Origin of the sequence: Streptomyces boninensis (assembly GCF_048572725.1) — a bacterium.
Taxonomy (GTDB): domain Bacteria; phylum Actinomycetota; class Actinomycetes; order Streptomycetales; family Streptomycetaceae; genus Streptomyces; species Streptomyces boninensis.
This window is the reverse complement of sequence record NZ_CP183837.1, coordinates 7810125-7833346: the sequence shown is the minus strand read 5'-3', so window position 1 is coordinate 7833346 and position 23222 is coordinate 7810125. Positions and strand designations below refer to the sequence as shown.

Below are 23222 nucleotides of genomic sequence, written 5' to 3'. Positions count from 1 at the left end.
CTGGTGGGGCGGTGGGGGCTGACGGGCTGACGTCAGTCGCCGGTGCGCGGCCGCGGGATATCGACGCCGAAGAGGTCGATGACCTCCCGCACCTCGCTCAGCGCGGGCGACAGCGCGCTCACGGACCCGACCGCCCCCGCGATCAGCAGCAGCGACCGCCGCATCCGCGGCACCTCCGGCTCGCCCGCGCGCGCCATCGCGCTCAGCACGAGCAGCTCATCCTCCGCCGCCTCGCGGTCCGACAGCTCTCCCGGCAGCGCGGCCAGTTCCCGTCGGAGGCGGGACACGGCGCTCTGCAGCGCCTGCACCCGCGGGTCCTCCACGGCGACGGCACCTCTCAGCTGCATACGATCATTCACCACGGCAGCCCTCCCCCTTGCTTGCCCTGACTCATCGCCCCCCGCACGTTGGTCAGACGCGCACAGGACTCGGCTCAGTTAACGCCACCCGCCCACCGACACGCCAGAAAGCGCAAGAAATTCACATCAAATCCCCCTGTGAAGTCGCACTCACATCCAGGGAACGCCTGATGGGGGGCGCTGTCGGTGCCTCCGGCTAGGTTGGAGGAATGAAGATCGGGAGCCGGGGGACCCATCCCTCCGTGGCCGGCCTCCTGCTGGCAGCGGGCGGCGGACGACGCCTGGGCGGACGCCCGAAGGCGCTGCTCGAAGCCGGTGGGCAGCTGCTGGTCGAGCGGGCGGCTGGGGTGCTCCGGGAGGGCGGCTGCGAGCTGGTGCACGTGGTGCTGGGCGCGGCGGAGCCGGAGGTCCGTAAACGAGCGAAGCTGCAGGGCTGCAAGCTGATCTCGAACCCGGACTGGCCCACCGGCATGGCCTCATCCCTGCGAGCAGGCCTGACCTCCCTGGAACCCACCACCGCCTCAGCCGCGCTGATCATGCTGGTCGACCAGCCGCGAATCGGCGCAGAGGCGATAGCCCGTCTCATACGGACCCATGCCGAAGGCGCGACGCTGGCAGCGGCATCGTACGGAGGCGATCGCGGCAACCCGGTCCTGATCGCCCGCAAGCACTGGCCGGCCACCACCGCAGCAGCCACGGGCGACCGCGGCGCCCGAGACTTCCTCCGCACCCACCACGCAGAGCTGACCCTGGTGGAATGCGCCGACGTGGCAACCCCGGACGACATCGACACACCGAACGACCTGAACCTTCTCGACTGACGCGGGTGGATGGGTGGGCCCGTCGTGAATGGCCAGCCGCCCGCGAGGGCACTGGCACTGAGAGCCACCTCACGTCCGGTTTGGATATCTTGACGTCAACACACCGTTGAACTTCCGCCATAAGGAAACTATTCTCCACTGGTCAGAACCGCCGCGCACCCGCACGGCGCCCGAAATCAGCGTTTCGCAGCGCCCGGCACCCAGTGCCGGTCTAGGAGTAGGTGACAGCCATGTCCGCACCAGCGCCGTCCCCGCTGGCCATCGTCGAAGCCGAGCCCATCGAGCGGCAGGACGAGGTCCTCACCGATGCAGCTCTCGCGTTCATCGCGGAGCTGCACCAGCGATTCACGCCGCGCCGCGACGAGCTGCTGGCCCGCCGCGGCGAGCGGCGTGCTGAGATCGCCAAGACCTCGCAGCTGGACTTCCTGCCGGAGACCGCCCACGTCCGCGAGGACGAGTCGTGGCGCGTCGCCCCGGCCCCGGCGGCCCTGCAGGACCGCCGGGTGGAGATCACCGGTCCCACCGACCGCAAGATGACGATCAACGCGCTGAACTCCGGCGCCAAGGTCTGGCTCGCCGACTTCGAAGACGCCTCCGCTCCCACCTGGGAGAACGTGATCGGTGGCCAGATCAACCTGATCGACGCCTACGAGCGCCGCATCGACTTCACCGACCCGAAGTCGGGCAAGTCGTACGCCCTCAAGGACGCCGCCGAGCTGGCCACCGTGGTCATGCGCCCGCGCGGCTGGCACCTCGACGAGCGGCACCTGCAGATCGACGGCAAGGCCGTCCCGGGCGCCCTGGTCGACTTCGGCCTGTACTTCTTCCACAACGCCAAGCGCCTGATCGACCTCGGCAAGGGCCCGTACTTCTACCTCCCGAAGACGGAGTCGTACCTGGAGGCCCGCCTCTGGAACGACATCTTCGTCTTCGCCCAGAACTACGTCGGCATCCCGCAGGGCACCGTCCGCGCGACCGTCCTGATCGAGACGATCACCGCCGCGTACGAGATGGAGGAGATCCTCTACGAGCTGCGCGACCACGCGAGCGGCCTCAACGCCGGCCGCTGGGACTACCTCTTCTCCATCGTGAAGAACTTCCGTGATGGTGGCGCGAAGTTCGTCCTGCCGGACCGCAACGCCGTCACCATGACGGCCCCGTTCATGCGCGCCTACACCGAGCTCCTCGTCCGCACCTGCCACAAGCGCGGCGCCTTCGCGATCGGCGGCATGGCGGCCTTCATCCCGTCCCGCCGTGACGCCGAGGTCAACAAGGTCGCCTTCGAGAAGGTCAAGAACGACAAGGACCGCGAGGCCGGCGACGGCTTCGACGGCTCCTGGGTCGCCCACCCCGACCTGGTCCCGGTCGCCCGCGCCTCCTTCGACGCGGTGCTCGGCGACCACCCGAACCAGACCGGCCGGCTCCGCGAGGACGTCCACGTGACGGCCGACCAGCTGACCGACATCGCGTCGCTCGAGGCCAAGCCCACCTTCGACGGCCTCCGCAACGCCGTCCAGGTCGGCACCCGCTACATCGAGGCCTGGCTCCGCGGCCTCGGCGCGGTCGCGATCTTCAACCTCATGGAAGACGCCGCCACCGCCGAGATCTCCCGCTCCCAGATCTGGCAGTGGATCAACGCGGGCGTCGTCTTCGAGAACGGCGAGACGGCGACGGCGGACCTGGTCCGTAAGGTGGCGGCGGAGGAGCTGGCCGCCATCAAGGACGAGGTCGGCGAAGAGGCCTTCGCCGCCGGCAAGTGGCAGCAGGCTCACGACCTCCTCCTCCAGGTCTCCCTGGACACGGACTACGTCGACTTCCTGACCCTTCCCGCGTACGAGCAGCTCCGCTGACGCCCGTACGCAAAAAGCTCGAGAGCCCCGGCCGACGCACTTCGGCCGGGGCTCTCGCCATGCGCGTCGCCGGCCGCGGCGACCGGTCAGGTCCGGCGCGGCGCAGACGACGAGCCCTTCCGGGCCCGGTCGTTGACCTGCCGCGCGGTGTCCTCGGTCAGATACGGCAGCGGTTCGATGGCGAAGGCCTCAAGGAGCAGGGCGAGATGGACGTCCACCGCCGACTCGACCAGCTCCGCGAGCACGCCCGTGGCCGTACGACCGCGGCGCCACCCCACCGCCACCACGATCGCGCCGACCACCGCCGCCGGATAGCAAACCGTGCCGAGCGCCAGATAGAGCACGCCCCACCCGGTCAGGACCGACGCCGCTTCCACGTCGCCGCCTGCCGTACGGACCGTGGCCCGGCTCTCCTCCGGCATCAGCAGCCACAGGCGGGGCCAGGTCGCCGGGAGGCTCAGGCCGTTGTACTGGCCCTCGACGCGCGCCTGGGCGAGCCGCATCCGGTCGGCCATCCATGTCGGCCGCACCGGAAGATACGCCGCTACGGGCTCGATCCCGTCTCGCGCCGCCGCGGCGGCCGCCCTGGCCCGGCGCCGCGACGCCAGCCGGCGCGCGACGGGTGCGGCCGGGCCGCGCCACTCCCCCAGCCACACCGTGCGCACCGCCGCCCCGGCGCCGCGGGCCACGTAACCGGCCGCGACCGCGGCGAGCACCAGCGCGACGACCACGGCCGCCGTCTTTGCCCCCTGCCCCGCACCCCCCGCCGAGTCGACCAGGCCGGACCACGTCTCCGGCGCGAACGCGCCCCCGTGCCCCGCCGCCACACCCCACACGGCGGCCGCGGTGAACAGCACGCCGGGGAGCGCGAGCAGGCTCAGCCACCGGTCGAGGACCCGCGTCCCGACCTCGGCCAGGAGGCCGCTCACGTGGGCCGCATCGGTAGGTCGTAGATCATGCAGAACGGCGGCCGGCCGTTGTCGCCGCGCTGCCCGGCGCGCTCGCAGGTGCGGCGCGGGCAGGCGTAGCTGCCCTTGCCGAGCGGTGGCTCCTCGGGGCCGAGGCCCGCGGGCCATGGCGAGTCGTCGCCCGTACGTTCATGGCGGGGGACGGTGCCGATCAGCCCGAGTCGCGTACACGCCTCGACGGCCGAGCCGCCGTCGCGGACCTCCTGCACGACCCGTTCCAGCCGGGCGGTCCAGAGCCCCTCGGCCGCGCGGCGGCGCAGCGCGGCCAGGTCGCCGCACAGGACGGTCAGCGCCTCCGGCTCATCGGCGGGCGGATCCGGGTCCCGAGGGTCGCTCGGCACGTTCCATGTCCCCTCTCGGGCGATGTGAAGGACACTGGTCAGCGCGACCTTACTCGATCGCCGGGAGCGCATGCGGATGGAACTGCCCGCGGAATTGGCCGAGTTACGGCACCTCCTCAACCGCGCCGGGACCACCGGCAGCGCCGCCCCGCTCCTCACCCCGGAAGCCGCCCTGGCCGCGGGCCGCACCATCCTCGCCGTACCGCCGCGTGCTCGCGACCTGACCGAGAACGTGCTGCCCGCCCTGGCCAACTGGCATCTGGCCCGCTTCCGGGCCCTGGCCGCGCCGGACGACGCGGACGACTACGAGGCCTGCGTGCGGCTGTCTGCTCTGATCGTCCGGCGCAACCCCGGGGCGCTTTCCCCCGGGCTGCGTGAACTCGCCCTCGGCCACGCCGCCCGCCACCCGCGCGGCGCATTCCACCCGGCCCCGTCCTGCGGCCCGGTCCTGGTGCGCTGCGCCGCCGCGGCGCCCGGCAATGCCGCGCTGCTCGACGTGGCCATCGACGTCCTGCGGGTGGCGGAGAGCCTGGCCGACGAGGATGACGAGGAGCGCGTGGCCATCGCGGGAAACCTCTGCGGCGGCCTGCGGGCCCGATACGGTCGGACCGGTGCCCCCGAGGACCTCGCCGCCGCCTTACGGGCCGGACGGGCGGGGGCGGCGGTCGAGTCCGTGCGCGGCGGGGTGCGCATGGTGTGTCTGAACAGCCTTGGTAATGCGCTGGCGGATTCCTTCGACGCCGCGGGAGACCTTGAGGACCTGTCCGAGGCGATCACCGTGACGCGGGCCGCAGCCGCGGAGTTGCCGGCCGACGCGCCGATGCGGCAGCTGCTCGCCATCAGCCTCGCCGGCCGCCTCAGCGACCGGTATCGCCTGGCGCGCCGCGCGGAAGACTTCGACGCGGCCCTGGCGTCGGCCACCAGCGCAACCAGCGGCGCCAGCGAGGCCCGCGGCGCGACCGCGGCGAAGGCGCACACCGTGCTGACCGCGCTGTGGCGCGAGCGGTTCGCGGACACGCGCGATCCCGCCCACATCGACGCGGCGGTCGCCGCGGGCGAAGCGGCCGTCGCCGCGACGCCGCCCGGGGAGGCGTACCGCCCCAACCGGCTGATCTTCCTCGCCGACGCGCTGATGACCCGCTCCGCGCCGGACGACCTGGACCGCGCCCTGAATCTGCTGCACGACGCGGCGCGGCTGGCTTCCGGGCAGCGAGAGCTGGAGGCGATGACGTACCTGCGGATGGCGCGCAACCACGAGACGCGCTTCAGCCTCGACGGCGATCCGGCGCGGCTCGGCCGGGGCATCGACATGGCGCGCCGCGGCGCGGACCTCGCCGCCCCTGCCAGTCACGTGCAGGCCGAGTGCCTCACGCTGCTCGGCCAGTTGCGGATGCGGCGCTTCGTGGCCGACGGCGAGCTGCCCCATCTCAAAGAAGCGCTCGCCGCCTTCCGCGGCGCGGCCGAGTCGATGCCGCGGGCTGCGGCGGACTACCCGGCCGTCCTGGTCAACCTCGCCGGTTGCCTGCACGACCTGGGAAAGTGCACGGACGAGACCGCACCGCTACGGGAGGCGGTGGACACGCTCCGCGCCGCGCTGCGCGCCGCTCCTGACCGGCGTTCTGCCGCTCCGGTCCGGCAGCACGCGCTCGCCGCCCTGGCCGAAACCCTCTTCACCCTGCACGACCACGACCCGGCACCGCGGCTCCTCGCCGAGGCCGTGGCGGCGGTGGACGAGGCCGACGCCGAGACGCCCGCGGCGGCCGCCGACATGCGCCTGACGATCGCGGAACTGCTGCTCACCCGCTACCGCAGGACCCGGCGTCCGGCCGACCTCGACCGGGCGATCGAGATCAGCCGGCACTTCGCCGAGAGCGACGACAGGCAGGTCCGCCGCAAGGCGTGGACCTGCCTGTCCCAAGGCCTCACCCTGCGCACGGAGGTCTCCGGGTCGCCAGCCGGCCCGTCCGGCCTCTCCAGTCTGTCCGCCCTGAACGCCGCGGTCGACAGCGCCCGGCGCGCGGTGGCCGCCGGTGTGGACAAGGCCGCCTCCCTCGGCCTGCTGGCGGACGCCCTGCTGCGCCGCGCCCAGCGGACCGGCAGCGTCTCCGACGCCGAGGAGGCAGTACGGTTCGCGAAGGAACTCGCCGCGCTGCCCGAGCCGCAGCCACGCCGTCAGGCCGGAATCTGGACCAATCTCGCCACCACGCTGGTGAGTCTGTACGACAGGTCGAACCGGCTCCTCATCCTGTCCGAGGCGATCGAGGCCTACCGGCGGGCCGTGCCGCTGCTCGGCGACGACGATCCCGACGCCGCCGCGCTGCAGAGCAACCTGGGTGTCGCGCTGCGCCGACGCCACGAGCGCATGGGCAATCCCGACGATCTCGATGAGGCGGTCCTGGCCGGCCGTCGCGCCGCCGCGGCGCTCGCCCCTGCCGACACCGAGCACGACCCCGAGCACGACAACGAGCACGACCCCGAGCGCGGCCGCGTCCTCGGCAACCTCGGCATCACGCTGACCACGCTCTTCCAGCAGCAGCGCGACCCCGACCCGGCGATCGCGGACGAGGCCGTCCTCAGTCTGCGCGCAGCCCTCGACGCCACCCCCGACGGCCACAGTATGCGCGCCATGCGCCTGTTCGAGCTGGGCAGGAGCCTATGGACGCGGCTTGAGCACAGCGGCTCCGACGACGACTACGCCCAGGCGGTCCAGGCCTTCCGCGAGGCGGTGGCCGCGGCTGGTTCCGACCCCGCCGCCCGGGACAACGCGGCGCGCTTCTGGGGCACGCTCGCCGCCGCCCGCGAAGACTGGGCCGGCGCCACCGAGGGGTGGACCGCGGCGATCGAGAACCTGCCGCGCTTCGCCTGGCTGGGCCTCGACCGGACCGAGCGCGAGCGCCTGCTGGAACCGCTGAGCGGCATGGCGTCCGAGGCCGCCGCGGCCGCGCTCGCCCTGGGCGATCCGGGGCACGCCCTCGCGCTGCTCGAACAGGGCCGCACGGTGCTGTGGAACCAGGACCTGCAGCTGCGGGACGAGCGCGCCGCCCTCGCGGAGGCGGACCCGGAGCTGCACCGGGCCCTCACCGACGTCGGCCGGCGGCTCGCGGAGCCGTCCGCACCGCCCGCGGACCCTGCCCGGGAGTACGCGGGCCGGCATCACCACGCCGCGGAGCAGCGCCTCGAACTGGCCCACGAGTGGGACGCGTTGGTCGAGCGGGTCCGGCTCCTCCCGGGCTTCGAGGACTTCCTGACCACTCCGCCCTCCGCCCATCTCCAGCGCGGCCTCGGCTCGCACCCCGTTGTGGTGATCAACATCCACCCGCTTCGCTCCGACGCGATCATCGTGACCGGCGAGTCGGTGACCCACCTGCCCTTGCCCGCGCTCGGTTACGACGAGGTGAGCGCCCGCGCCGATTCGTATCTGATCGCGGTGCGGCGGCTCGAGCTGGGCCACCGCTCCCGGGTCGACGTCACGCACGCCGAGCAGACTCTGGCCGCGGCGCTGGAGTGGCTGTGGGACACCATGGCCGAGCCCGTACTCGAACACGTCGGCCACCACGGCCCGCCACCAGGCGACTGGCCCGGGGTGACCTGGTGCCCCACCGGCCCGCTCGCCCTGCTGCCGATCCACGCCGCCGGCTATCACGATCCGGGCGGGCGCGGGCGCTCCGTGCTGGACCGCGTGGTCTCGTCCTACACGCCGTCCGTCCGCGCGGCCGCCCGCCCGCACGACAGAGCCGACGCTTCCCGCGGCCGGCGGCTGCTGATCGCCGCCGTGCCCGAGTCCCCGGGCGACGCCCTGCCGGACCTCCCCGCCGCCCGCGCCGAGGCACGCACCCTGGCCGAGGGCTTCCCCGACCGGACCGGCCGCCTCCTCATCGGCCCCGAAGCGACCCACGCCGCCGTGACCGGGGAACTCGCCCGCCACGCCGCCACCCACTTCGCCTGCCACGGCACCCAGCACCCCGACGAACCGGCCTCCGGCGCCATCCACCTCCACGACACCGCACTGACCATCCGCGACATCGCCGCACTCCGCCTGGAGCAGGCCGAATTCGCCTACCTGTCCGCCTGCAAATCCGCCGCGGGCGCCGCGGGCCTCCCGGACGAGGCCATCCACCTGGCCGCCGCCCTCCAGCTGGCGGGCTACCGGCACGTCATCGCCACGCTCTGGTCGATCGACGACCAGGACTCGGCCCAGGTGGCCCTGCGCACTTACGAACTCATGGGTCCGGAGCTGGACTTCACCACGAGCGCCGCCTGCCTGCACCGCGCCGTCCGGGAGCTCCGCGACGCCCACCCGTACGAGACGACGCGCTGGGCCCCGTACGTCCACTTCGGCGGCTGGCCGGTCCCACGGCCTGCCGGTCCCACCCCGCTCATTCCAAGCCCTGCCGCTTGAACTCCGCGCGCAGCGTGGCGACCAAGTGCTGCATGATCTCGACATCCTCGGGGTCACGTGAGCCATCGCAGTTGTACCGGTGAAAAGCCTGCCGGTCAGCAGGCTGCACCCTGGCCCAGACCTCCTCCACCACCCCCACCCGCACCGCGTCACGCTCCGAGTGCGGTTCGGTCAGCTCGCTGGTGACAGGGTCCACGTTACGGATGACGGGGAAGCACTCGCGCCAGTCATGCGGGATGACACGCAGCCGCCCGCCCGTACCCGGCTCATCACGGCCCTTCAGCCGCACGATCCGATCCAGCCACAGCCACATACGCGCCCCCGTCGGTCTCGTCACCAACTCCCCCGACGCTACTCCGTCTTGCACTCCAGACAGGCGCGAACGAAGTCCCTCACCACCGGATCCCCCTCACCCCCCGGCGGCCGCACGACGCCGACCTGGCTGGGGGCGACGCCGGTGACAGGGCGGTAGGTGATGCCGGGACGGGGATAGAAGCGGGCGGCGGACTCGGGGGCGAGGGAGATGCCGTACCCATTGGCGATGGCGGTGAGCCATTCGTCGGGGTTCTCGGTGACGGCGCCGACCACGACCGGGGGGCCCTGGCGCTCATCCGTGCCCAGCCAGTAGTCGCGCCAGCGGCCCGTCTCCTCCACCGGGACCACGAACGGCTCGTCCCACAGCTCCCGGAAGCCGATCTCCGCCCGCCCGGCGAGCGGGTGCGCGTCCGGCAGCGCGACGCACCGCGGCTCGGTCAGCAGCACGTCCACGCGCAGCTCCTCCTGCCCCGGGAACGGCAGCCGCAGCAGCCCCACGTCGACGTCCCCGTCCCGCAGCCCGGCCGTCGGCTCCGACCAGGAGCCCTGCCGCATATCGACCCGCCAGCCGGGCTGCCGGCGGGTGAAGGCGGCGATGATCCGCGGCGTGAGCTCGTTGGCGGCGCTGGCCAGGAATCCGACGCGCAGCACCCGGTCCGCCCGCGCGGCCGCGCCCCGGGTGTCGCGCAGCACCTGATCCCACCCGGCCAGCAGCCCCGGCACCCCGGCGGCCAGCGCCCGCCCCGGCTCGGTGAGTGCCATGCCGGTTCGCGACCGGGTGAACAGCCGCACGCCCAGCTGCGTCTCCAGCTGCCGGATCTGCTTGGTCAGCGCGGGCTGCGAGACATAGAGCCGCCGCGCGGCCCGGGTCAGGTGCCCCTCTTCCGCGACGGCGGCGAAGTAGCGCAGCAGGCGGGTGTCCACATCCATGCCGTCAGGTTATGAATGCAGGTATTGGACGGCAATCGGGGACGGCGGCGACGGTGGGGGCACGTCCGTACAAAGGAGCCGCTCGTGTTCGCCGCCTACGCCACGGTCACCGCCTTCACCGCACTGGTCATGGCCGCCGCGGCATGCCTGGATTTCGTACAGCACCAATACGTCATCGGCATCGCCAACCGGCTCCGGGTCCCGCTGTCCTGGATGCTCCCGCTGGGCGTGCTGCTGGCGGCAGGCGCGCTCGGCCTCGCGGCCGGCTTTGCCGTGCCGTGGGTGGGCACGGCGGCGGCCGCGGGGCTGGTGCTGTACTTCCTGGGCGCGTTCGGCGCCCATTTGCGCGTACGGGACTACGACCTCGGCGGGGCGGGTTTCTGCCTGGCGCTGGCCGCGGCCTCGCTGGCGCTGGGGCTGGCCGAGCGCGGGGCCGCGTGACGGGGCTGGCACACTGAGGCGCATGGGAACTGGGGAGACCGGTGTGCCGGTTGGGGTGGCGTGCCCGGGTTGCGGGAGCGGCGACATAAGCACGGTCGAGCAGGCACGTACCGCCAAGCGGGCGCGGCGCGACGATCTGCTGACGCGGCTCGAGACGCAGCCGGCGGCCGGGGACGGCTGCCTGCACGCCGCCGAGGGGCTGGTGATCGCCGCGGGGGTCGGGGGCGGGCTGGCGTACAAGGGGGTCAATGACGGTGCCCCGCTCTACATCGCCGGCGGGGTCCTGCTCGCCCTGGTCATCATCGTCATCACCGGCTATGTCGTACGGGACGACGGCCGCGAGAAGGAGGCGGTGGCGGCCGGCGCGGAGCGGGCGGAGCAGCTGTCACGGCAGGCGCACTACTGCTATGGCTGCTCCTCGGTCTTCTGCGTCGACGGCGTCCCGTGGCGCGGCCTCCTCACCCCCGACCAGTTCAAGAAGCTGGTCTGGACGGAGGCCGGCTACGCCGACAAGCTCACGGCGGGAGACAAGGCGCTCAAGGCGGAGGTCCCGCCCGGCGTGCTGCCGGAGCCCGGGCGGGGCTAGAGCGGGAGAGCGGCGGGGTACGGGGTCGTGCGGCTTTCCTGCTGGAGCTCGCGATAGAAGTCCCCCATCACCGCGGCGACCGGTGCATGGCGCGACAGGATCGAGGCGATCCCCGGCGGCAACTCCGCGGGGATTTCCCCCTCGGCGCACGCCCGGACGAATGCGCTCCGGCCTTCCGCATCGTATCCGTACAGGGCGGTGGCCAGCCAGCGCACCAGGTGCGTGACGGTGTAGCGGGCGTCGTAGGTGCGGTGCTGATCGAAGAAGTCGGCTTCGTCCTGGGCCAGTTCGAAGCGGGAGGAGAGGGCGAGGCCGTAGTCCGCGAAGAAGAGGCTTCGGCCGTCGGTGAGGATGTTCTCGAAGTGGGCGTCGAAGTGCAGTAGCCCGCGCGCGTTCATGAACGAGGTGCCGGCCGCCAGCTCCCGCTCCACCATGGCGCAGGCCCGCTCGGCCACCTCGCCGCCTACGGCGACCTCACCGCCGAGCCAGTCGTGCAGGTTGTGCGGAAAGTGCTCCAGGAAGAGCACGACGCCGGCGGTGGAGCGCTGCAAGGCTTCGAGTCGTCGGCGTACCTCCGGCCCGCCACCCCAGTAGGCAACAGCGGCCTCCACATCGGCCAGTTCCGCAGGAAGCGCCCGCGGCGGGCTCGGCAGTACCCGCCAGTGATACATCAGCGGGAAGCCCTCATACTCGCCGCCGAGCACCCAATTCGTCGTCCTGATCTGCACGGCCAGCTCCCGCCAGGCCCCAAAACCCGGCCCGCCGATGCCGTAGTGACAGAAGACCGGCAGCCCGAACACATTCGCCGTCGACCGGACGAACTCCGGCCGCAACTCCAGCTCGGTGACCGGGATCTGCTTCACGAAGACGGGAGATCCCGCGATCTCCAGCAGCGCCGATGTGCCACCGATGCCGGTGCCCAGGGGTGCGGCGCTCTCCACGAGCTCAAGCAGCCCGCGATCGCTGCACAGCGCCAGCGAGTTCGACACAGCACCGTGAGCGGCCAGCCGCGTGCTGTGTGCCGTCACGGAAGATGCCATGAGGTGACACCTTAGCCAGGTGAGATCACAGTGGGCGCTGCGGGTCGACTTCCCGGAGGGCTAGCGGAGGTGGTCCTCGAAGAAGGCCATGGTGCGATCGATCGACTGCCGCCACCGCGGGCCGAAGACATGAGCCTCGCCCTCGTACTCCCGTAGCCGCACGTCCTTGCCCGCCTTCTTGAAGACGGACGTCGCCTCTCGCGACCAGCGGATCGGGCAGGAGGTGTCCCGCGTGCCGTGCTGGATGAGCAGCGGGTCCTTGACGCGGTCGGCGTACGTCAGCGGGGACGCCTCGCGCCAGAAGCGCGGGTTGGTTTTCGGTGTGCCGTACTTCGCGTCGATCCGCTTCACCAGCGGGTCGCCCTCGCGGCGCTGGAATTGGTCGATGTTCTCCGCGGGCCGCCCGCTCACCGGCGCGTACGCCACCGCCGCGTCGACCAGACCCGGGGCCGCGACCAGCGTGTTGTAGACGACGCCGCCGCCCATCGACCGGCCGAGCAGGCCGATGCGGTCGCCGTCGATCTCGGGGCGGTCCGAGGCGCGCAGGGCCTTCACCGCGCCGATGACGTCCTCGGTGTAGCCGAGGCGGAGGCTCATGTCGTTGTCGGGGTCGTCGTCGGAGCCGGCGTGGTTGCGGTAGTCGGTGTGGAGGACGACGTAGCCGTTACGGGCGAGGAGGTCGTGCTCGCGGTCGAGGGTGCCGCGGCCGGAGACGTAGGTGTCGACGTCGGCGTAGCCGTGCGCCAGGACCAGGGCGGGGAAGGGGCCGTCGCCGCGGGGGAGGTTGAGGACGCCCGAGATGCGGAGGCCGTTCGCGCGGTAGGTGATCGCGTAGCGGGTGTACGCGGAGTTGCGCGCCAGTACCTTCCCGAAGGTCAGGTCGGAGCCCGTGTGCTTGCGGGCGATGAGGGCGGGGATCGAGACCGGGTTGTTGACCGGGGGGAGGCTGGGTGAGGCTGACGGCTTGCTCGTCGTGGATTCGGGCGCGGCGGTACGGGAGGAGGCCGACGCGGGCGGGTCGGCGTCGCTGCCCGTACAGGCGGATGCGGCCAGGGTCACCAACCCGGCGACGAAAACCCTGCGTCGTAATGGCATGGCGCGATTATCCCCGCCGTGACCGAACGCCGGGATAAAGAAAGCCCCCTCACGCCAGCCGCGGCAGCTCGGCCTCCGTCACCAGCCCGAGCAGCGGCTCGCCCCGCACCCACCGCTCCACCTCCGCCGCCGCGTACTCCCCCAGCCGCCGCAGCTCGCTGCCCTGCACGCCGGCGATGTGCGGGGTGACCAGGACGTTCGGCATCTCCAGCAGCGCATGGCCGGGCGGCAGCGGCTCCGGGTCCGTCACGTCCAGGTACGCGTTCAGGCGGCCGCTCGCACACTCGCGCGTCAGCGCGTCGGTGTCGACCAGCGAGCCCCGCGCCGTATTGATCACCGTCCCGCCATCGGGGATCAACGCCAGCCGGCGGGCATCCAGCAGGTGCCACGTCTCGGGCAGCTCCGGCGCGTGCACGCTCACAATGCTCGACTCGCGGCACAGCGTGTCCAGGTCCACGCGCTCGGCGCCGAGCCCGGCGGCCTCGCGGGCCGGGACGTACGGGTCGTACAGCAGGATCCGATGACGGCGGCCGGGCGCGGCCGCGGCCAGCCCAGCCACCACCCCGCGCCCGATCCGCGACGCGCCGATGAGGCCGATCGTGCGCCCGTCCAACCCCTCCCGCCCAGACACGGGTTGCTGCCGATCGAAGCCGGGCCGGGCGGACGGCAGCGCCTGCTTCCCCGCGAAGGTGATCGCCGCCAGCGTGAAGTCCACGACCGGCCCCGCATTGGCGTCGGCGGCCGACGAGACCGCGAGCCCCCGCCGCCAGACCGCCGCCGTCGTCACCGGCTTCACCGACCCCGCCGCATGGATCACCGCCCGCAGCCGGTCAGCTCCCGCCAGCACCCCCTCCGTCAGCGGCGGACAACTCCAGCACGTGACCAGCACATCAATGCCCGCCAACCGCCCGGTCAGGTCCCCCGACAGCGGCTCCGGCCGCAGGTCCGTGAGCTTCGCGATGCGGTCGCGGACCTCGCTGGGCAGCACGTGGTCCGCCTCATCGGCGTTCATGGCCAGCGCCGCGGTGAGCCGTTCAGCCACCGGACCTCCAAGCTCTAGGGAGCGTAGTAACCGTTTACGTCGCGAGCTCGCAGGCTAGGAGCCAGTAACCCCAAGGTCAAGGAAACTTCCGCGCGTTGAGGCATTGACCTCCCATAGTAACCGCTTTAGATTCCGGTCACTTGACCGACGACCGAGGGGCGCTTGTGGCAGTCGATTCGCAGGGAAGGCAGCGCTGGAAACGGTTCCGGCGCGACCGCGTCCTTCTGCTCCTGATGCTGCCGGGGCTCGCGTACTTCCTGGTCTTCCACTACGGCGCGCTGCTCGGCAACGTCATCGCGTTCAAGGAGTACGTGCCGTTCGTCGGCGTGTGGGACAGCCCGTGGACCGGCTTCGACAACTTCCAGGCGATGTTCGCGTCCGGCGAGTTCTGGCACGCCGTCTGGAACACGCTCTTCATCGCCGTACTACAGCTGATCTTCTTCTTCCCGGCGCCACTCGCCCTGGCCCTGCTGCTGCACAGCCTCACCTCGGACCTGCTGCGCCGCTTCGTGCAGTCGGTGGTCTACCTGCCGCACTTCCTGTCCTGGGTGATCGTCGTCGCCCTCTTCCAGCAGATCCTCGGCGGCGCGGGCCTGCTGAACGGCTTCCTCGGCGACGCGGGCCTGCACACCGTCGACATCATCGGCAACCCGGACGCCTTCAAGCCGCTGGTCGTAGCCCAGGTCATCTGGAAGGACGGCGGCTGGGGCACGATCATCTTCCTTGCCGCGCTGATGCAGGTGAATGAGCAGCTTTACGAGTCCGCCGCCCTCGACGGCGCCGGCCCCTGGCGCCGCTTCTGGCACATCACGCTGCCGCAGATCCGGCCCATCGTCATCCTGCTGCTGATCATGCGGCTCGGCGACATCCTCTCCGTCGGCTTCGAGCAGATGCTGCTGCAGCGGGACGCGTACGGACCAGAGGCCGCCGAGATCATCGACACCTTCGTCTACTACCAGGGCCTGGTCAACGGCAACTTCGGCTACGCCGCCGCGGCCGGCCTCTTCAAGGGCGTCATCGGCGCCGCCCTCGTCTTCACCGCCAACAAGGTCGCCCACCGCCTCGGCGAACAGGGGGTCTACAAGTGATCCGCGGAAACGCCGTACGCAACACCGCAGCCCGCCCCGCCTGGATGGAGAAGCCCAAGCCCCTCACCCTCGTCGCAAAGGGCATCGCGCTCGCCATCGTCCTGGTCCTGGTCCTCCTCCCCTTCCTCGTCGTGATCGCGACCAGCTTCGCCTCCAACAAGGAGGTCGTCGCCAACGGCGGCTGGGTGCTCTGGCCCACCGACCCGACGCTCCGCGCGTACCGGCAGATCTTCAACGGCGGCATCGTCGGCGACGCGCTATGGGTGAGCATCGGCATCACCGTCGTCGGCACCGCGGCCAGCATGCTCTGCACGGTGCTGCTCGCCTACGCCCTCTCCCGGCCGAAGGTGTACGGCAGCAAGCCGGTGCTGCTCCTCGTCCTCTTCACCTTCCTCTTCCCGCCCGGCATGATCCCCGCGTATCTGCTGGTCAAGGAGCTTGGCCTGCTCGATGCGTACGGGGCCGTGATCCTCCCCGTCCTCATCAACGTCTTCAATCTCGTCGTCATGCGCGGCTTCTTCCAGGGCATCCCGGAAGAGCTGTACGAGGCCGCCAGGCTCGACGGCGCCAGCGACTGGATGATCCTGTGGCGCGTCGTCATCCCGCTCTCGAAGGCGGTCCTCGCCGTCGTCGGCCTCTTCTACGCCGTGTCGTACTGGAACGCCTGGTTCCACGCCTCCATCTACCTGGAGCAGGAGCACTGGCCGCTGCAGCAGGTGCTGCGCACCTACGTCATCGGCGGCGCTCAGCTCGCCGACTCGGGTGCCTCGGAGGCGGGCAATGTGGCCGCGCCGCAGACCATCCAGATGGCGGTGCTGGTGATCGCCACCGTCCCGATCCTCCTCGTCTATCCGTTCCTGCAGAAGTACTTCACCAAGGGCGTGCTCACCGGCGCCATCAAGAGCTGAGAGGGAATCAGATGACTGCACCGATGTCCCGCCGCACCCTGATGCGCGCCATCGGCGTGAGCGGCGCCGCGCTGGCCGCCCCGTCGCTGCTGACCGCCTGCGGCGGCGACGGCGACACCGGCGGGTCGGTGTCCAACAAGGGCACGAAGGCCGCGCCTTGGCCGACGTACACGCCGGTCAAGAAGGGGCCGAAGCCCGACCTGCCGGGCACGGCGGACGGCATTCAGGCCGGGTATCTGACGTACCCGGGCGAGCTGTACGAGGCGTACGGCGACAAGCCCGGCGACGGCTCCACCGTGCACATGATGGCGCTGTCGTACGGCGCCGCGCCCGCCCCGTACGAGAAGAACGCATACTGGCAGGAGGTGGCCAAGGCCCTCGGCGTAAAGATCAAATTCACCGTGATCCCGGCCGCCGACTATCCGAAGAAGATGGCCACGGTGATGGCGGGCGGCGAGCTGCCGGACATCATCAGCGTCGGCGCGGGCGGCTACACACTGCCGCGCGAGGCGCAGTTCGTGAAGTCGCAGATGGCGGACCTGACCGAGCATCTGTCGGGCGACAGCGCCAAGGATTACCCGCACCTCGCCAATATCCCCACGTACGCGTGGGAGGGCATGGGCCGGATCTCCGGGAAGATCTACGGGGTGCCGGTGGAGCGGCCGAAGTTCCAGGACCAGCTCTTCTACAACAAGGAGATGTACGAGAAGGGCGGCTACCAGGACGGCATGTCGCCCGCCGATTTCGCCGCCGTGACGCAGCAGGTCTCCCGCGCCAAGAAGTACGCCCTCGGCGCGGCCGTCGGCCCGAACCCCTTCGGCCACCGGCTGCACGCGGTCTGGCACGGCGCCCCCAACCAGTGGCAGGCCAAGGGCGGCGACTTCACCAGCATGTGGGGCAGCGACGGCTTCACGGAGGCACTGGAGCTGCTCGCGAAGATCCACAAGGCGGGCGGCTTCCACCCGGACTCGGCGACCCTCGCCCCGCCGGACCTGAAGACGAAGTTCTACAACGGCACCGTCGGCGGCCTCTCCGACGGCTTCATGGCGATGCTCCCCAACCTCCAGGGCAATCAGGAGGACTTCACGGTCGGCCTGGCCCTCCCGTACCAGGCCGGTGGGGCGCAGCACGCGATGCAGAGCCGCGGCATGTTCGGCTACACCGTGCTGAAGAAGGCCCCGGCGAAGCGCATCAAACTGCTGCTGACCATCCTCGACTATCTCGCCGCGCCCTTCGGCAGCAAGGAGTACGAGCTGCTGCAGTACGGCATCGAGGGCACCCACTTCAAGCGCGACAAGGACAACAACCCGATCGCCACCGAGAAGGGCCTGGCCGACGTGCAGAGCGGCAGCCTCCCCTTCGGCGCGATCTCCGACGCCCCGCAGCCGCTGTACTACCCCGGCTTCCCGGACGACGCCAAGCGCACCCACGCCTGGGAGAAGGACACGCTCCCCCTCCTGGTCCCGGCCGACCACTTCGGCCTGCAGTCCGCCACCGCCGTCTCCCAGGGCGCCACCCTGGAGCAGCAGCTCGCCGACGGCGTCACCGCCATCGTCACCGGCCGCAAGCCGGTCTCCTCCTGGGACGACATCTACAAGAAGTGGCAGAACGGCGGCGGCAAGAAGATCGCCGACGAGTACGCGGAGGAGCGCGCGGCGGTCAAATAGCCGACCGCATAGGCTGATTTCGCATTCGGCCGGGCCCTTCGGCGCCGCAGCGCGTACGGGCCCGGCCCCCAAGGACAGGAGGGCCGGTGACGCAACGAGTCACCATCCGGGACGTCGCCGCCCAGGCGGGCGTGTCCGTGGCAACCGTCTCCCGGGTGCTCGCGGGCACCTACCCCACCTCGACCGGCGCCCGCGCCAAGGTGCTGCGCGCGGTCAAGGACCTGGACTACGTGCCGAACGCGCACGCCCGCGGCCTCGCCGGCAGCGGCCGCAAGACCGTCGCCGTCCTCCTCTCCGCCGTCGACAGCCCGTTCTACGCGGCGATCGCCCACGGCGTGGAGGCGGAGGCGGCCGAGCGCGGCATGCTCTCGCTGGTCTGCCAGACCGGCGCCGACCCCGAACGGGAGCTGGCGCTGGTGCAGATGATGCGCGAGCAGCACGCCGAGGTCGTGATCCTGGCCGGCGGGGTGGTCGAGGACGACGGCTACCGCGAGCAGATCGCCCGCTGCGCGGAGGCCCTCGCGGCGGCCGGGTCGCGGATGGTGCTGTGCGGCCGCCCGGCGCCGGTCGCGGACGTGCCCGCGCTGATACTCGAGTACGACAACCGGGCGGGCTCGTACGCCATCGCCAGCCACCTGCTGGCGGCCGGCCACCGCAAGATCGCGTACGTCGGACACGTCCCCGGCCTGTCCACCAGCGAACAGCGGGTTGGCGGCTTCCGCGACGCGCTCGCCGCCTTCGGCCTGCCCGAGTCCGCGGCGCAGGTGGTCAACTGCGACTTCGGCGAGGAACAGGGCCGGGAGGCGGCGCACCGGCTGCTCGACGCGGCGGGCGGGAAGCCGGACTTCACGGCGGTCTTCGCGGCCGACGACTGGGTGGCGGCCGGGGTGATCCGGGGGCTGCGCGAGCGCGGGGTGGCGCTGCCCGCGGACGTGTCCGTGGTCGGCTACAACGACGACCCGCTCGCCGCCCACCTCAACCCGCCGCTCACCACCGTCCACATCCCCGGCCAGGAGCTCGGCCGCACGGCGGTGCGGATGGCGCTGCGGGCCACCGCCCGGGCCGGGGGCGGGCCGCGGCAGGAGCGGCAGACGCTGGGCACGCACATCGTCGTACGGGACTCGGTGGCCCGGCTCGACAGCCGCGGGTGAGCACGGCCCCTCCGCGGGCGCACACCTGCCCGATAGGCTGCGCGGGCGCCGCACCCGTATGCATGCACTGACCACCGAGATCGAGGGGGCCCCGCCCGATGACGTCTTCCGACGCGACCCGCCAGCACCACGCCGCCCGTGTCCGTACGCTGCTCGACGAACTCGACACGGCCGCGCCCGCGCAGGTCACGGCGGCGGCGGAGGTACTGCTCGACTGCGTCGCGGGCGGCGGGGTCATCCATGCCGCGGGGGCCGGGCACTCCCTCGCCATGGTGTGCGAGATGTTCTACCGGGCGGGCGGGCTCGCCTGCGTGAAGCCGGCGTGGGATCCGGCGGTGTTCCCGCTGCCGGACGCGATCGGGTCGACCACGGCGGAGCGGGAGCCGGGGCGCGGGCGGGCGGTGGTCGAGAAGGCGGCTCCTCAGGCGCCGGATGTGATGGTGGTGTTCTCCACCAGCGGGCGCAATCCGTACCCCGTCGAGATCGCGCAGGAGTCCCTGGCGCGCGGCGTGAAGGTGATCGCGGTGACCTCGCTGGAGGCGTCGGCGAAGGCCTCGGACCGCAGCGGCACCCGGCTCGCCGACCACGCCACGGTGGTGCTCGACAACCGGGTGCCGCACGGCGATGTGGTGCACCCGGCGGCCGAGCCGCGGACGGCGGCGGTGTCGACGGTGCTGGCGGCGTATCTGTGGTCGCAGGTGCTGGTCGAGCTCGACGAGCTGGCGGCGGTACGGGGCGTGGAGCTGCCGCGGTGGGTGAGCGCGAATGTGCCGGGCGGGGATGAGGCGAACAAGGCGCTACTGGCCGCGTACGGGCCGCGGATCCCGGCGCTGGGCGCCGCCCCGCAGGGGCAGTAACCGTTTAACCGGGAGTAAGGGAAGTTGGCTCAACTTCCCTTGTGCGGCCTCTTGTCAGCCATAGCAAGCGGTTACATGCTATGCGGCACACCTCGCGACACGAGCCCGCACGAGCCCCGGGAGAGTGCCCATGCCCCTCGTACCTCGGATCAGCCGCCGCAGCGTTCTGGCAGGTGCGGCCGCGACCGGCGCGACCCTGCTGGCGGCGCGGCCCGCGGCCGCCGCCGCGGACGAGTTCGACACCCTGCTGCAGCGGGCCGCGGATCAGCTGGCCGGCGGCGAGTTCGACCCCGAAGACCCGGACTTCGCCGCCGCGCTGGGCCGCCTCGACGCGGAGGCGGACGAGTGGTGGCAGTCCATGGACCGCTCCGCGGGCCGTACCGCCGTCTGGCCGGACCTGGCCCCGGTCTCCGACCCGGAGAAGTTCGGCCAGAGCTACCCGCGGCTGACCACCCTCGCCACCGCCTGGGCCACCCCCGGCACCTCCCTCAGCGGCAAGGCCGAGGTGGCCGAGGCGATCGTCGCCGCACTCCGCTTCCTGCACGACGGCGGCTACAACGCGGACGCCACGCAGACGGGCAACTGGTGGTTCTGGCAGATAGGTTCGCCGCGCTCCATGCTCGACACGTGCGTGCTGCTGCGCGACCGGATCCCGGCCGCCGACCTGGCCGACTACCTCGCCACCGTGCAGCGCTGGTGCCCGGACGCCGACCGCCGCCTCCCCGGCGGCTCCCCCGAAACCGGCGGCAACCGCGCCGACAAGGCCGTCATCGTCGTCCAGCACGGCCTGCTCGCCCGCGATGCCGCCAAGATGGCCTCGGCCCGCGACAGCCTTTCCGACGTCGTCGGCGCCGGAAAGAACAGCCTCTTCCGCTACGTCACCAGCGGCGACGGCATCTACGAGGACGGCTCCCTGATCCAGCACAGCAATGTCGCGTACACCGGTACGTACGGCAACGTGCTGCTCAGCGGCGTGGCCCACCTGATCGCGCTCCTCGACGGCTCCACCTGGAAGGTCACCGACCCGGACGTCACGGTCATCTTCGACGCGGTCGAGCGGGCCTTCTCCCCGGTCGTCTTCGACGGCCTGATGATGGACTCGCAGAACGGCCGGGCGGTCTCCCGCTACGACGGCGGCGACGCCTACTGGGGCGCCTGGACCATCTCCAGCATGCTGCAGCTCGCCCCCGGCGCCCCGGCGGAGTACGCCGCCCGCTGGCGCGCCCTCGCCAAGGGCTGGATGACCCGCAACACGGCAACCCCGTACCAGGAGGTGCTGGAGACCACCATCCCGGAGATCATCCGCGCCCGCGCCGTCCTCGACGACCCCGCCGTCCCGGCCACGCCCCGCCTCACCGGCGCGTACGCCTTCGCCGACATGGACCGGGTGGTGCACCGCCGCCCGGAGTGGGCGCTGAGCCTCGCCCTGTCGTCGACGCGGGTGGCGGGCTACGAGGCGGGCAACAAGGAGAACAAGAAGGCCTGGTATCAGGGCGACGGCGTCACGTATCTCTACGTCCCGGGCGACCTGGCGCACTACACGGACGCGTACTGGCCGACGGTGAACTCCTACCGGCTGCCGGGCACGACCGTCGACACCCGCGAGCGGACGCCGGTCGGCGACACGTTCGGCACCTACGTACCGAAGAACAGGACGGCGGGCGGGGCGGCGCTCGGGAAGCGCTTCGCCGCGGCCGCGCTGGACCTGATCGCGGACGGCTCGACGCTGCGGGCGAAGAAGGCGTGGTTCACGTTCGACGGTGCGGTGGTGGCGCTGGGCGCGGGGATCGCGTCGAGCGACGGCCGCACGATCGAGACGATCGTGGAGAACCGGCATCTGCACGCGGCGGGCACCAACCGCCTGACCGTGGACGGTTTCCCCCAGCCCGGCACCCAGGGCTGGTCGAAGGATTTCCGGCGCGCCGGCTGGGCGCACCTCGCCGGCACCGGCGGCTACGTCTTCCCCGGCCGTACGCCCCTCAAGGCTCTCCGCGAGGAGCGTACGGGCAGCTGGGCGGAGATCAACACGGGTGCGGACACGGGCGGGCCCGCCGACCCGATCACCCGGCGGTACGTGACGCTGTGGCTGGACCACGGCACGTCCCCGGCCTCGGCCACGTACGCGTACGTCCTGCTCCCCGGCGCCTCCGCTACGGCGACCGCGATATGGGCGGCGAGCAACCCGGTCTCGGTCGTCGCCAACTCGGCCACCGTGCAGGCCGTTCAGTCCCGCCGCGACGGCGTGCTGGCCGCGCACTTCTGGGGCGAGGGCAGCGCCGCCGGGCTGACCTGCTCGGGGACCGCGACCGTCCTGGTGCAGCGGCGTGCCGACGGCATCTCGGTCGCGGTCGCGGACTCCTCCCGCACGCAGGACACGGTACGCATCGAGCTCCCGTACGCCGCCCGCGAGGTGGTCTCCGCCGACCCCACGGTGTCGGTCACGACGGGCCGCCGCCCGGTGCTGACCATCAAGACCGGCGGCTCCCGAGGCCACACGCACTCCGCGCAGCTGGCCTGAGACTCAAAAACCCACACCCGAAAGGCGACCCCCCACATGCGCCTGCTCCGCTGGACCATCCCCGCCCTCACCTGCTCCCTCGGCCTGCTGATCGCCAACCCGGCCGGCGCGACCGTCATCTGGAATGGCGACGCCTCCGGCGGCACCGGCGTCTTCTCCTCGACCCTGTGCGACTCCCCCGGCAGCGTCACCGCGCAGGACAACAACGACGGCCGCGGCAAGGTGTTCAAATTCAACAAGCCACTCGGCCTGGAGCGCTGCGAGGCGCACGGCATCTCGGTCGGCGGCTCCCGCTACACCTTCAAGAACAACAGCACCTACTACCTGGGCTGGGATACGAGCACCAACACCCCCGACGCCGCCACGATCTTCCAGTGGAAGTCGTACGGCACGAACGACCAGCACCAGCAGAACTACCCGGTCCTGATGAAGGTCGAGGGCGGTCAGCTGAAGCTCTTCTACATCTCCCCCGGCGAGAACTGGAACCTGAAGTGGTCGACCCCGGTGGAGACATCCACGTACAAGCGGATCGTGCTCGGCATCCACACGTCGAGTGACGCCGGGAGCGGCTGGGTCGAGGCGTACTACAACGGCAATAAGGTCGCGTCCTTCTCCGGCCGCACGTGGGACGACCGCGGCAATGACACCCGCTGGGGCACGTACGGCGCCGAGGTGCAGAACAAGCGCGTCATCAACTGGATCGATGGCCTGAGGGTCGGGACGAGCTACGCGGACGTGGACTGAGGAGCCACACCCAAAAACCTTTTGAACTCAGTGGGGCCGGCGCGGGAGAATCTTTGGCTTCCCAGCCCCTGCCAACGCGTCGCCGCGCGCTGCGCTGCGGGC

At 71.7% G+C, this 23222-nt stretch carries 20 protein-coding genes; 12 read left to right on the top strand and 8 right to left on the bottom strand.

Annotated elements, in window-relative coordinates; genetic code table 11:
- Positions 1 to 32 precede the first annotated feature (32 nt).
- Entirely contained in the window at positions 33 to 347 is a 315-nt protein-coding gene (locus ACNNMR_RS35615; RefSeq protein WP_419998833.1) for a DUF5955 family protein, read from the bottom strand.
- 221 nt (positions 348 to 568) lie between these two features.
- Here ACNNMR_RS35615 and ACNNMR_RS35610 point away from each other — a divergent pair, with 221 nt between their 5' ends.
- Both ACNNMR_RS35610 and aceB read left to right on the top strand, forming a co-directional pair.
- Positions 569 to 1180, top strand: a complete 612-nt coding sequence (locus ACNNMR_RS35610) for a nucleotidyltransferase family protein (protein ID WP_419998832.1) — start codon at positions 569 to 571, stop codon at positions 1178 to 1180.
- Between the two features lie 230 nt (positions 1181 to 1410).
- Complete coding sequence (aceB, locus tag ACNNMR_RS35605) at positions 1411 to 3030, top strand: malate synthase A (RefSeq protein ID WP_419998831.1); 1620 nt, start codon at positions 1411 to 1413, stop codon at positions 3028 to 3030.
- Positions 3031 to 3116: 86 nt separating this feature from the next.
- Here aceB and ACNNMR_RS35600 read toward each other — a convergent pair whose 3' ends face one another.
- A complete protein-coding gene (locus ACNNMR_RS35600; protein WP_419998830.1) occupies positions 3117 to 3959 on the bottom strand; it encodes a hypothetical protein in 843 nt (280 codons plus the stop codon).
- Complete coding sequence (locus ACNNMR_RS35595) at positions 3956 to 4339, bottom strand: hypothetical protein (protein ID WP_419998829.1); 384 nt, start codon at positions 4337 to 4339, stop codon at positions 3956 to 3958. Before ACNNMR_RS35595 ends, ACNNMR_RS35600 begins: the two co-directional genes overlap by 4 nt.
- A 76-nt stretch (positions 4340 to 4415) precedes the next feature.
- On the opposite strand from ACNNMR_RS35595, the gene ACNNMR_RS35590 reads away from it, so the two are divergent.
- Complete coding sequence (locus tag ACNNMR_RS35590; protein WP_419998828.1) at positions 4416 to 8738, top strand: CHAT domain-containing protein; 4323 nt, start codon at positions 4416 to 4418, stop codon at positions 8736 to 8738.
- Here ACNNMR_RS35590 and ACNNMR_RS35585 read toward each other — a convergent pair.
- The gene (locus tag ACNNMR_RS35585; RefSeq protein ID WP_419998827.1) at positions 8716 to 9051 is read right to left on the bottom strand and encodes a hypothetical protein; all 336 of its coding nucleotides are present in this window, start codon (positions 9049 to 9051) and stop codon (positions 8716 to 8718) included. The two genes, ACNNMR_RS35590 and ACNNMR_RS35585, sit on opposite strands and share 23 nt — an antisense overlap.
- A gap of 38 nt (positions 9052 to 9089) precedes the next feature.
- Positions 9090 to 9983, bottom strand: a complete 894-nt coding sequence (locus ACNNMR_RS35580; RefSeq protein ID WP_419998826.1) for a LysR family transcriptional regulator — start codon at positions 9981 to 9983, stop codon at positions 9090 to 9092.
- 84 nt (positions 9984 to 10067) lie between these two features.
- Here ACNNMR_RS35580 and ACNNMR_RS35575 point away from each other — a divergent pair, with 84 nt between their 5' ends.
- A complete protein-coding gene (locus ACNNMR_RS35575; protein WP_419998825.1) occupies positions 10068 to 10424 on the top strand; it encodes a DoxX family protein in 357 nt (118 codons plus the stop codon).
- 22 nt (positions 10425 to 10446) lie between these two features.
- Positions 10447 to 11010 (top strand): hypothetical protein, encoded by a 564-nt coding sequence (locus tag ACNNMR_RS35570; RefSeq protein ID WP_419998824.1) that lies wholly within the window; start codon positions 10447 to 10449, stop codon positions 11008 to 11010.
- Here ACNNMR_RS35570 and ACNNMR_RS35565 read toward each other — a convergent pair.
- The 3 genes from ACNNMR_RS35565 to ACNNMR_RS35555 are packed head-to-tail and all read right to left on the bottom strand — an operon-like array spanning position 11007 to position 14157.
- Complete coding sequence (locus tag ACNNMR_RS35565; RefSeq protein ID WP_419998823.1) at positions 11007 to 12050, bottom strand: protein kinase family protein; 1044 nt, start codon at positions 12048 to 12050, stop codon at positions 11007 to 11009. The genes ACNNMR_RS35570 and ACNNMR_RS35565 overlap by 4 nt on opposite strands.
- Before the next feature lie 60 nt (positions 12051 to 12110).
- Positions 12111 to 13145: an alpha/beta hydrolase family protein gene (locus ACNNMR_RS35560; protein ID WP_419998822.1), complete on the bottom strand. Its 1035-nt coding sequence runs from the start codon at positions 13143 to 13145 to the stop codon at positions 12111 to 12113.
- Between the two features lie 49 nt (positions 13146 to 13194).
- Positions 13195 to 14157: a hydroxyacid dehydrogenase gene (locus ACNNMR_RS35555; protein WP_420000591.1), complete on the bottom strand. Its 963-nt coding sequence runs from the start codon at positions 14155 to 14157 to the stop codon at positions 13195 to 13197.
- A 263-nt stretch (positions 14158 to 14420) separates the two neighbouring features.
- On the opposite strand from ACNNMR_RS35555, the gene ACNNMR_RS35550 reads away from it, so the two are divergent.
- From ACNNMR_RS35550 to ACNNMR_RS35520, 7 genes are all read left to right on the top strand, one after another.
- A complete protein-coding gene (locus ACNNMR_RS35550) occupies positions 14421 to 15275 on the top strand; it encodes an ABC transporter permease (RefSeq protein ID WP_420000590.1) in 855 nt (284 codons plus the stop codon).
- Positions 15276 to 15319: 44 nt separating this feature from the next.
- A complete protein-coding gene (locus tag ACNNMR_RS35545) occupies positions 15320 to 16183 on the top strand; it encodes a carbohydrate ABC transporter permease (protein WP_420000589.1) in 864 nt (287 codons plus the stop codon).
- Positions 16184 to 16194: 11 nt separating this feature from the next.
- Positions 16195 to 17850, top strand: coding sequence for an extracellular solute-binding protein (locus ACNNMR_RS35540; protein ID WP_419998821.1), 1656 nt, complete (start codon positions 16195 to 16197; stop codon positions 17848 to 17850).
- Between the two features lie 86 nt (positions 17851 to 17936).
- A complete protein-coding gene (locus tag ACNNMR_RS35535; protein ID WP_419998820.1) occupies positions 17937 to 19001 on the top strand; it encodes a LacI family DNA-binding transcriptional regulator in 1065 nt (354 codons plus the stop codon).
- Between the two features lie 98 nt (positions 19002 to 19099).
- Positions 19100 to 19858: an SIS domain-containing protein gene (locus ACNNMR_RS35530; protein ID WP_419998819.1), complete on the top strand. Its 759-nt coding sequence runs from the start codon at positions 19100 to 19102 to the stop codon at positions 19856 to 19858.
- A gap of 130 nt (positions 19859 to 19988) precedes the next feature.
- Positions 19989 to 22376 carry a polysaccharide lyase 8 family protein gene (locus ACNNMR_RS35525; RefSeq protein ID WP_419998818.1) on the top strand — a complete coding sequence of 796 codons (2388 nt, stop codon included), beginning with the start codon at positions 19989 to 19991 and terminating at the stop codon, positions 22374 to 22376.
- 36 nt (positions 22377 to 22412) lie between these two features.
- On the top strand, positions 22413 to 23120 hold the full coding sequence (locus tag ACNNMR_RS35520) for a hypothetical protein (RefSeq protein WP_419998817.1): 708 nt from the start codon (positions 22413 to 22415) through the stop codon (positions 23118 to 23120).
- The last annotated feature ends 102 nt before the right edge of the window (positions 23121 to 23222 follow it).

Excerpts from the sequence above, each read along its gene's own strand:
- ACNNMR_RS35615 (WP_419998833.1), bottom strand. The coding sequence starts at position 347 with ATGCAGCTGAGAGGTGCCGTCGCCGTGGAGGACCCGCGGGTGCAGGCG.
- ACNNMR_RS35610 (WP_419998832.1), top strand. The coding sequence starts at position 569 with ATGAAGATCGGGAGCCGGGGGACCCATCCCTCCGTGGCCGGCCTCCTG.
- aceB (WP_419998831.1), top strand. The coding sequence starts at position 1,411 with ATGTCCGCACCAGCGCCGTCCCCGCTGGCCATCGTCGAAGCCGAGCCC.
- ACNNMR_RS35590 (WP_419998828.1), top strand. The coding sequence starts at position 4,416 with ATGGAACTGCCCGCGGAATTGGCCGAGTTACGGCACCTCCTCAACCGC.
- ACNNMR_RS35585 (WP_419998827.1), bottom strand. The coding sequence starts at position 9,051 with ATGTGGCTGTGGCTGGATCGGATCGTGCGGCTGAAGGGCCGTGATGAG.
- ACNNMR_RS35580 (WP_419998826.1), bottom strand. The coding sequence starts at position 9,983 with ATGGATGTGGACACCCGCCTGCTGCGCTACTTCGCCGCCGTCGCGGAA.
- ACNNMR_RS35570 (WP_419998824.1), top strand. The coding sequence starts at position 10,447 with ATGGGAACTGGGGAGACCGGTGTGCCGGTTGGGGTGGCGTGCCCGGGT.
- ACNNMR_RS35565 (WP_419998823.1), bottom strand. The coding sequence starts at position 12,050 with ATGGCATCTTCCGTGACGGCACACAGCACGCGGCTGGCCGCTCACGGT.
- ACNNMR_RS35560 (WP_419998822.1), bottom strand. The coding sequence starts at position 13,145 with ATGCCATTACGACGCAGGGTTTTCGTCGCCGGGTTGGTGACCCTGGCC.
- ACNNMR_RS35555 (WP_420000591.1), bottom strand. The coding sequence starts at position 14,157 with ATGAACGCCGATGAGGCGGACCACGTGCTGCCCAGCGAGGTCCGCGAC.
- ACNNMR_RS35550 (WP_420000590.1), top strand. The coding sequence starts at position 14,421 with ATGCTGCCGGGGCTCGCGTACTTCCTGGTCTTCCACTACGGCGCGCTG.
- ACNNMR_RS35545 (WP_420000589.1), top strand. The coding sequence starts at position 15,320 with ATGGAGAAGCCCAAGCCCCTCACCCTCGTCGCAAAGGGCATCGCGCTC.
- ACNNMR_RS35540 (WP_419998821.1), top strand. The coding sequence starts at position 16,195 with ATGACTGCACCGATGTCCCGCCGCACCCTGATGCGCGCCATCGGCGTG.
- ACNNMR_RS35530 (WP_419998819.1), top strand. The coding sequence starts at position 19,100 with ATGACGTCTTCCGACGCGACCCGCCAGCACCACGCCGCCCGTGTCCGT.
- ACNNMR_RS35525 (WP_419998818.1), top strand. The coding sequence starts at position 19,989 with ATGCCCCTCGTACCTCGGATCAGCCGCCGCAGCGTTCTGGCAGGTGCG.
- ACNNMR_RS35520 (WP_419998817.1), top strand. The coding sequence starts at position 22,413 with ATGCGCCTGCTCCGCTGGACCATCCCCGCCCTCACCTGCTCCCTCGGC.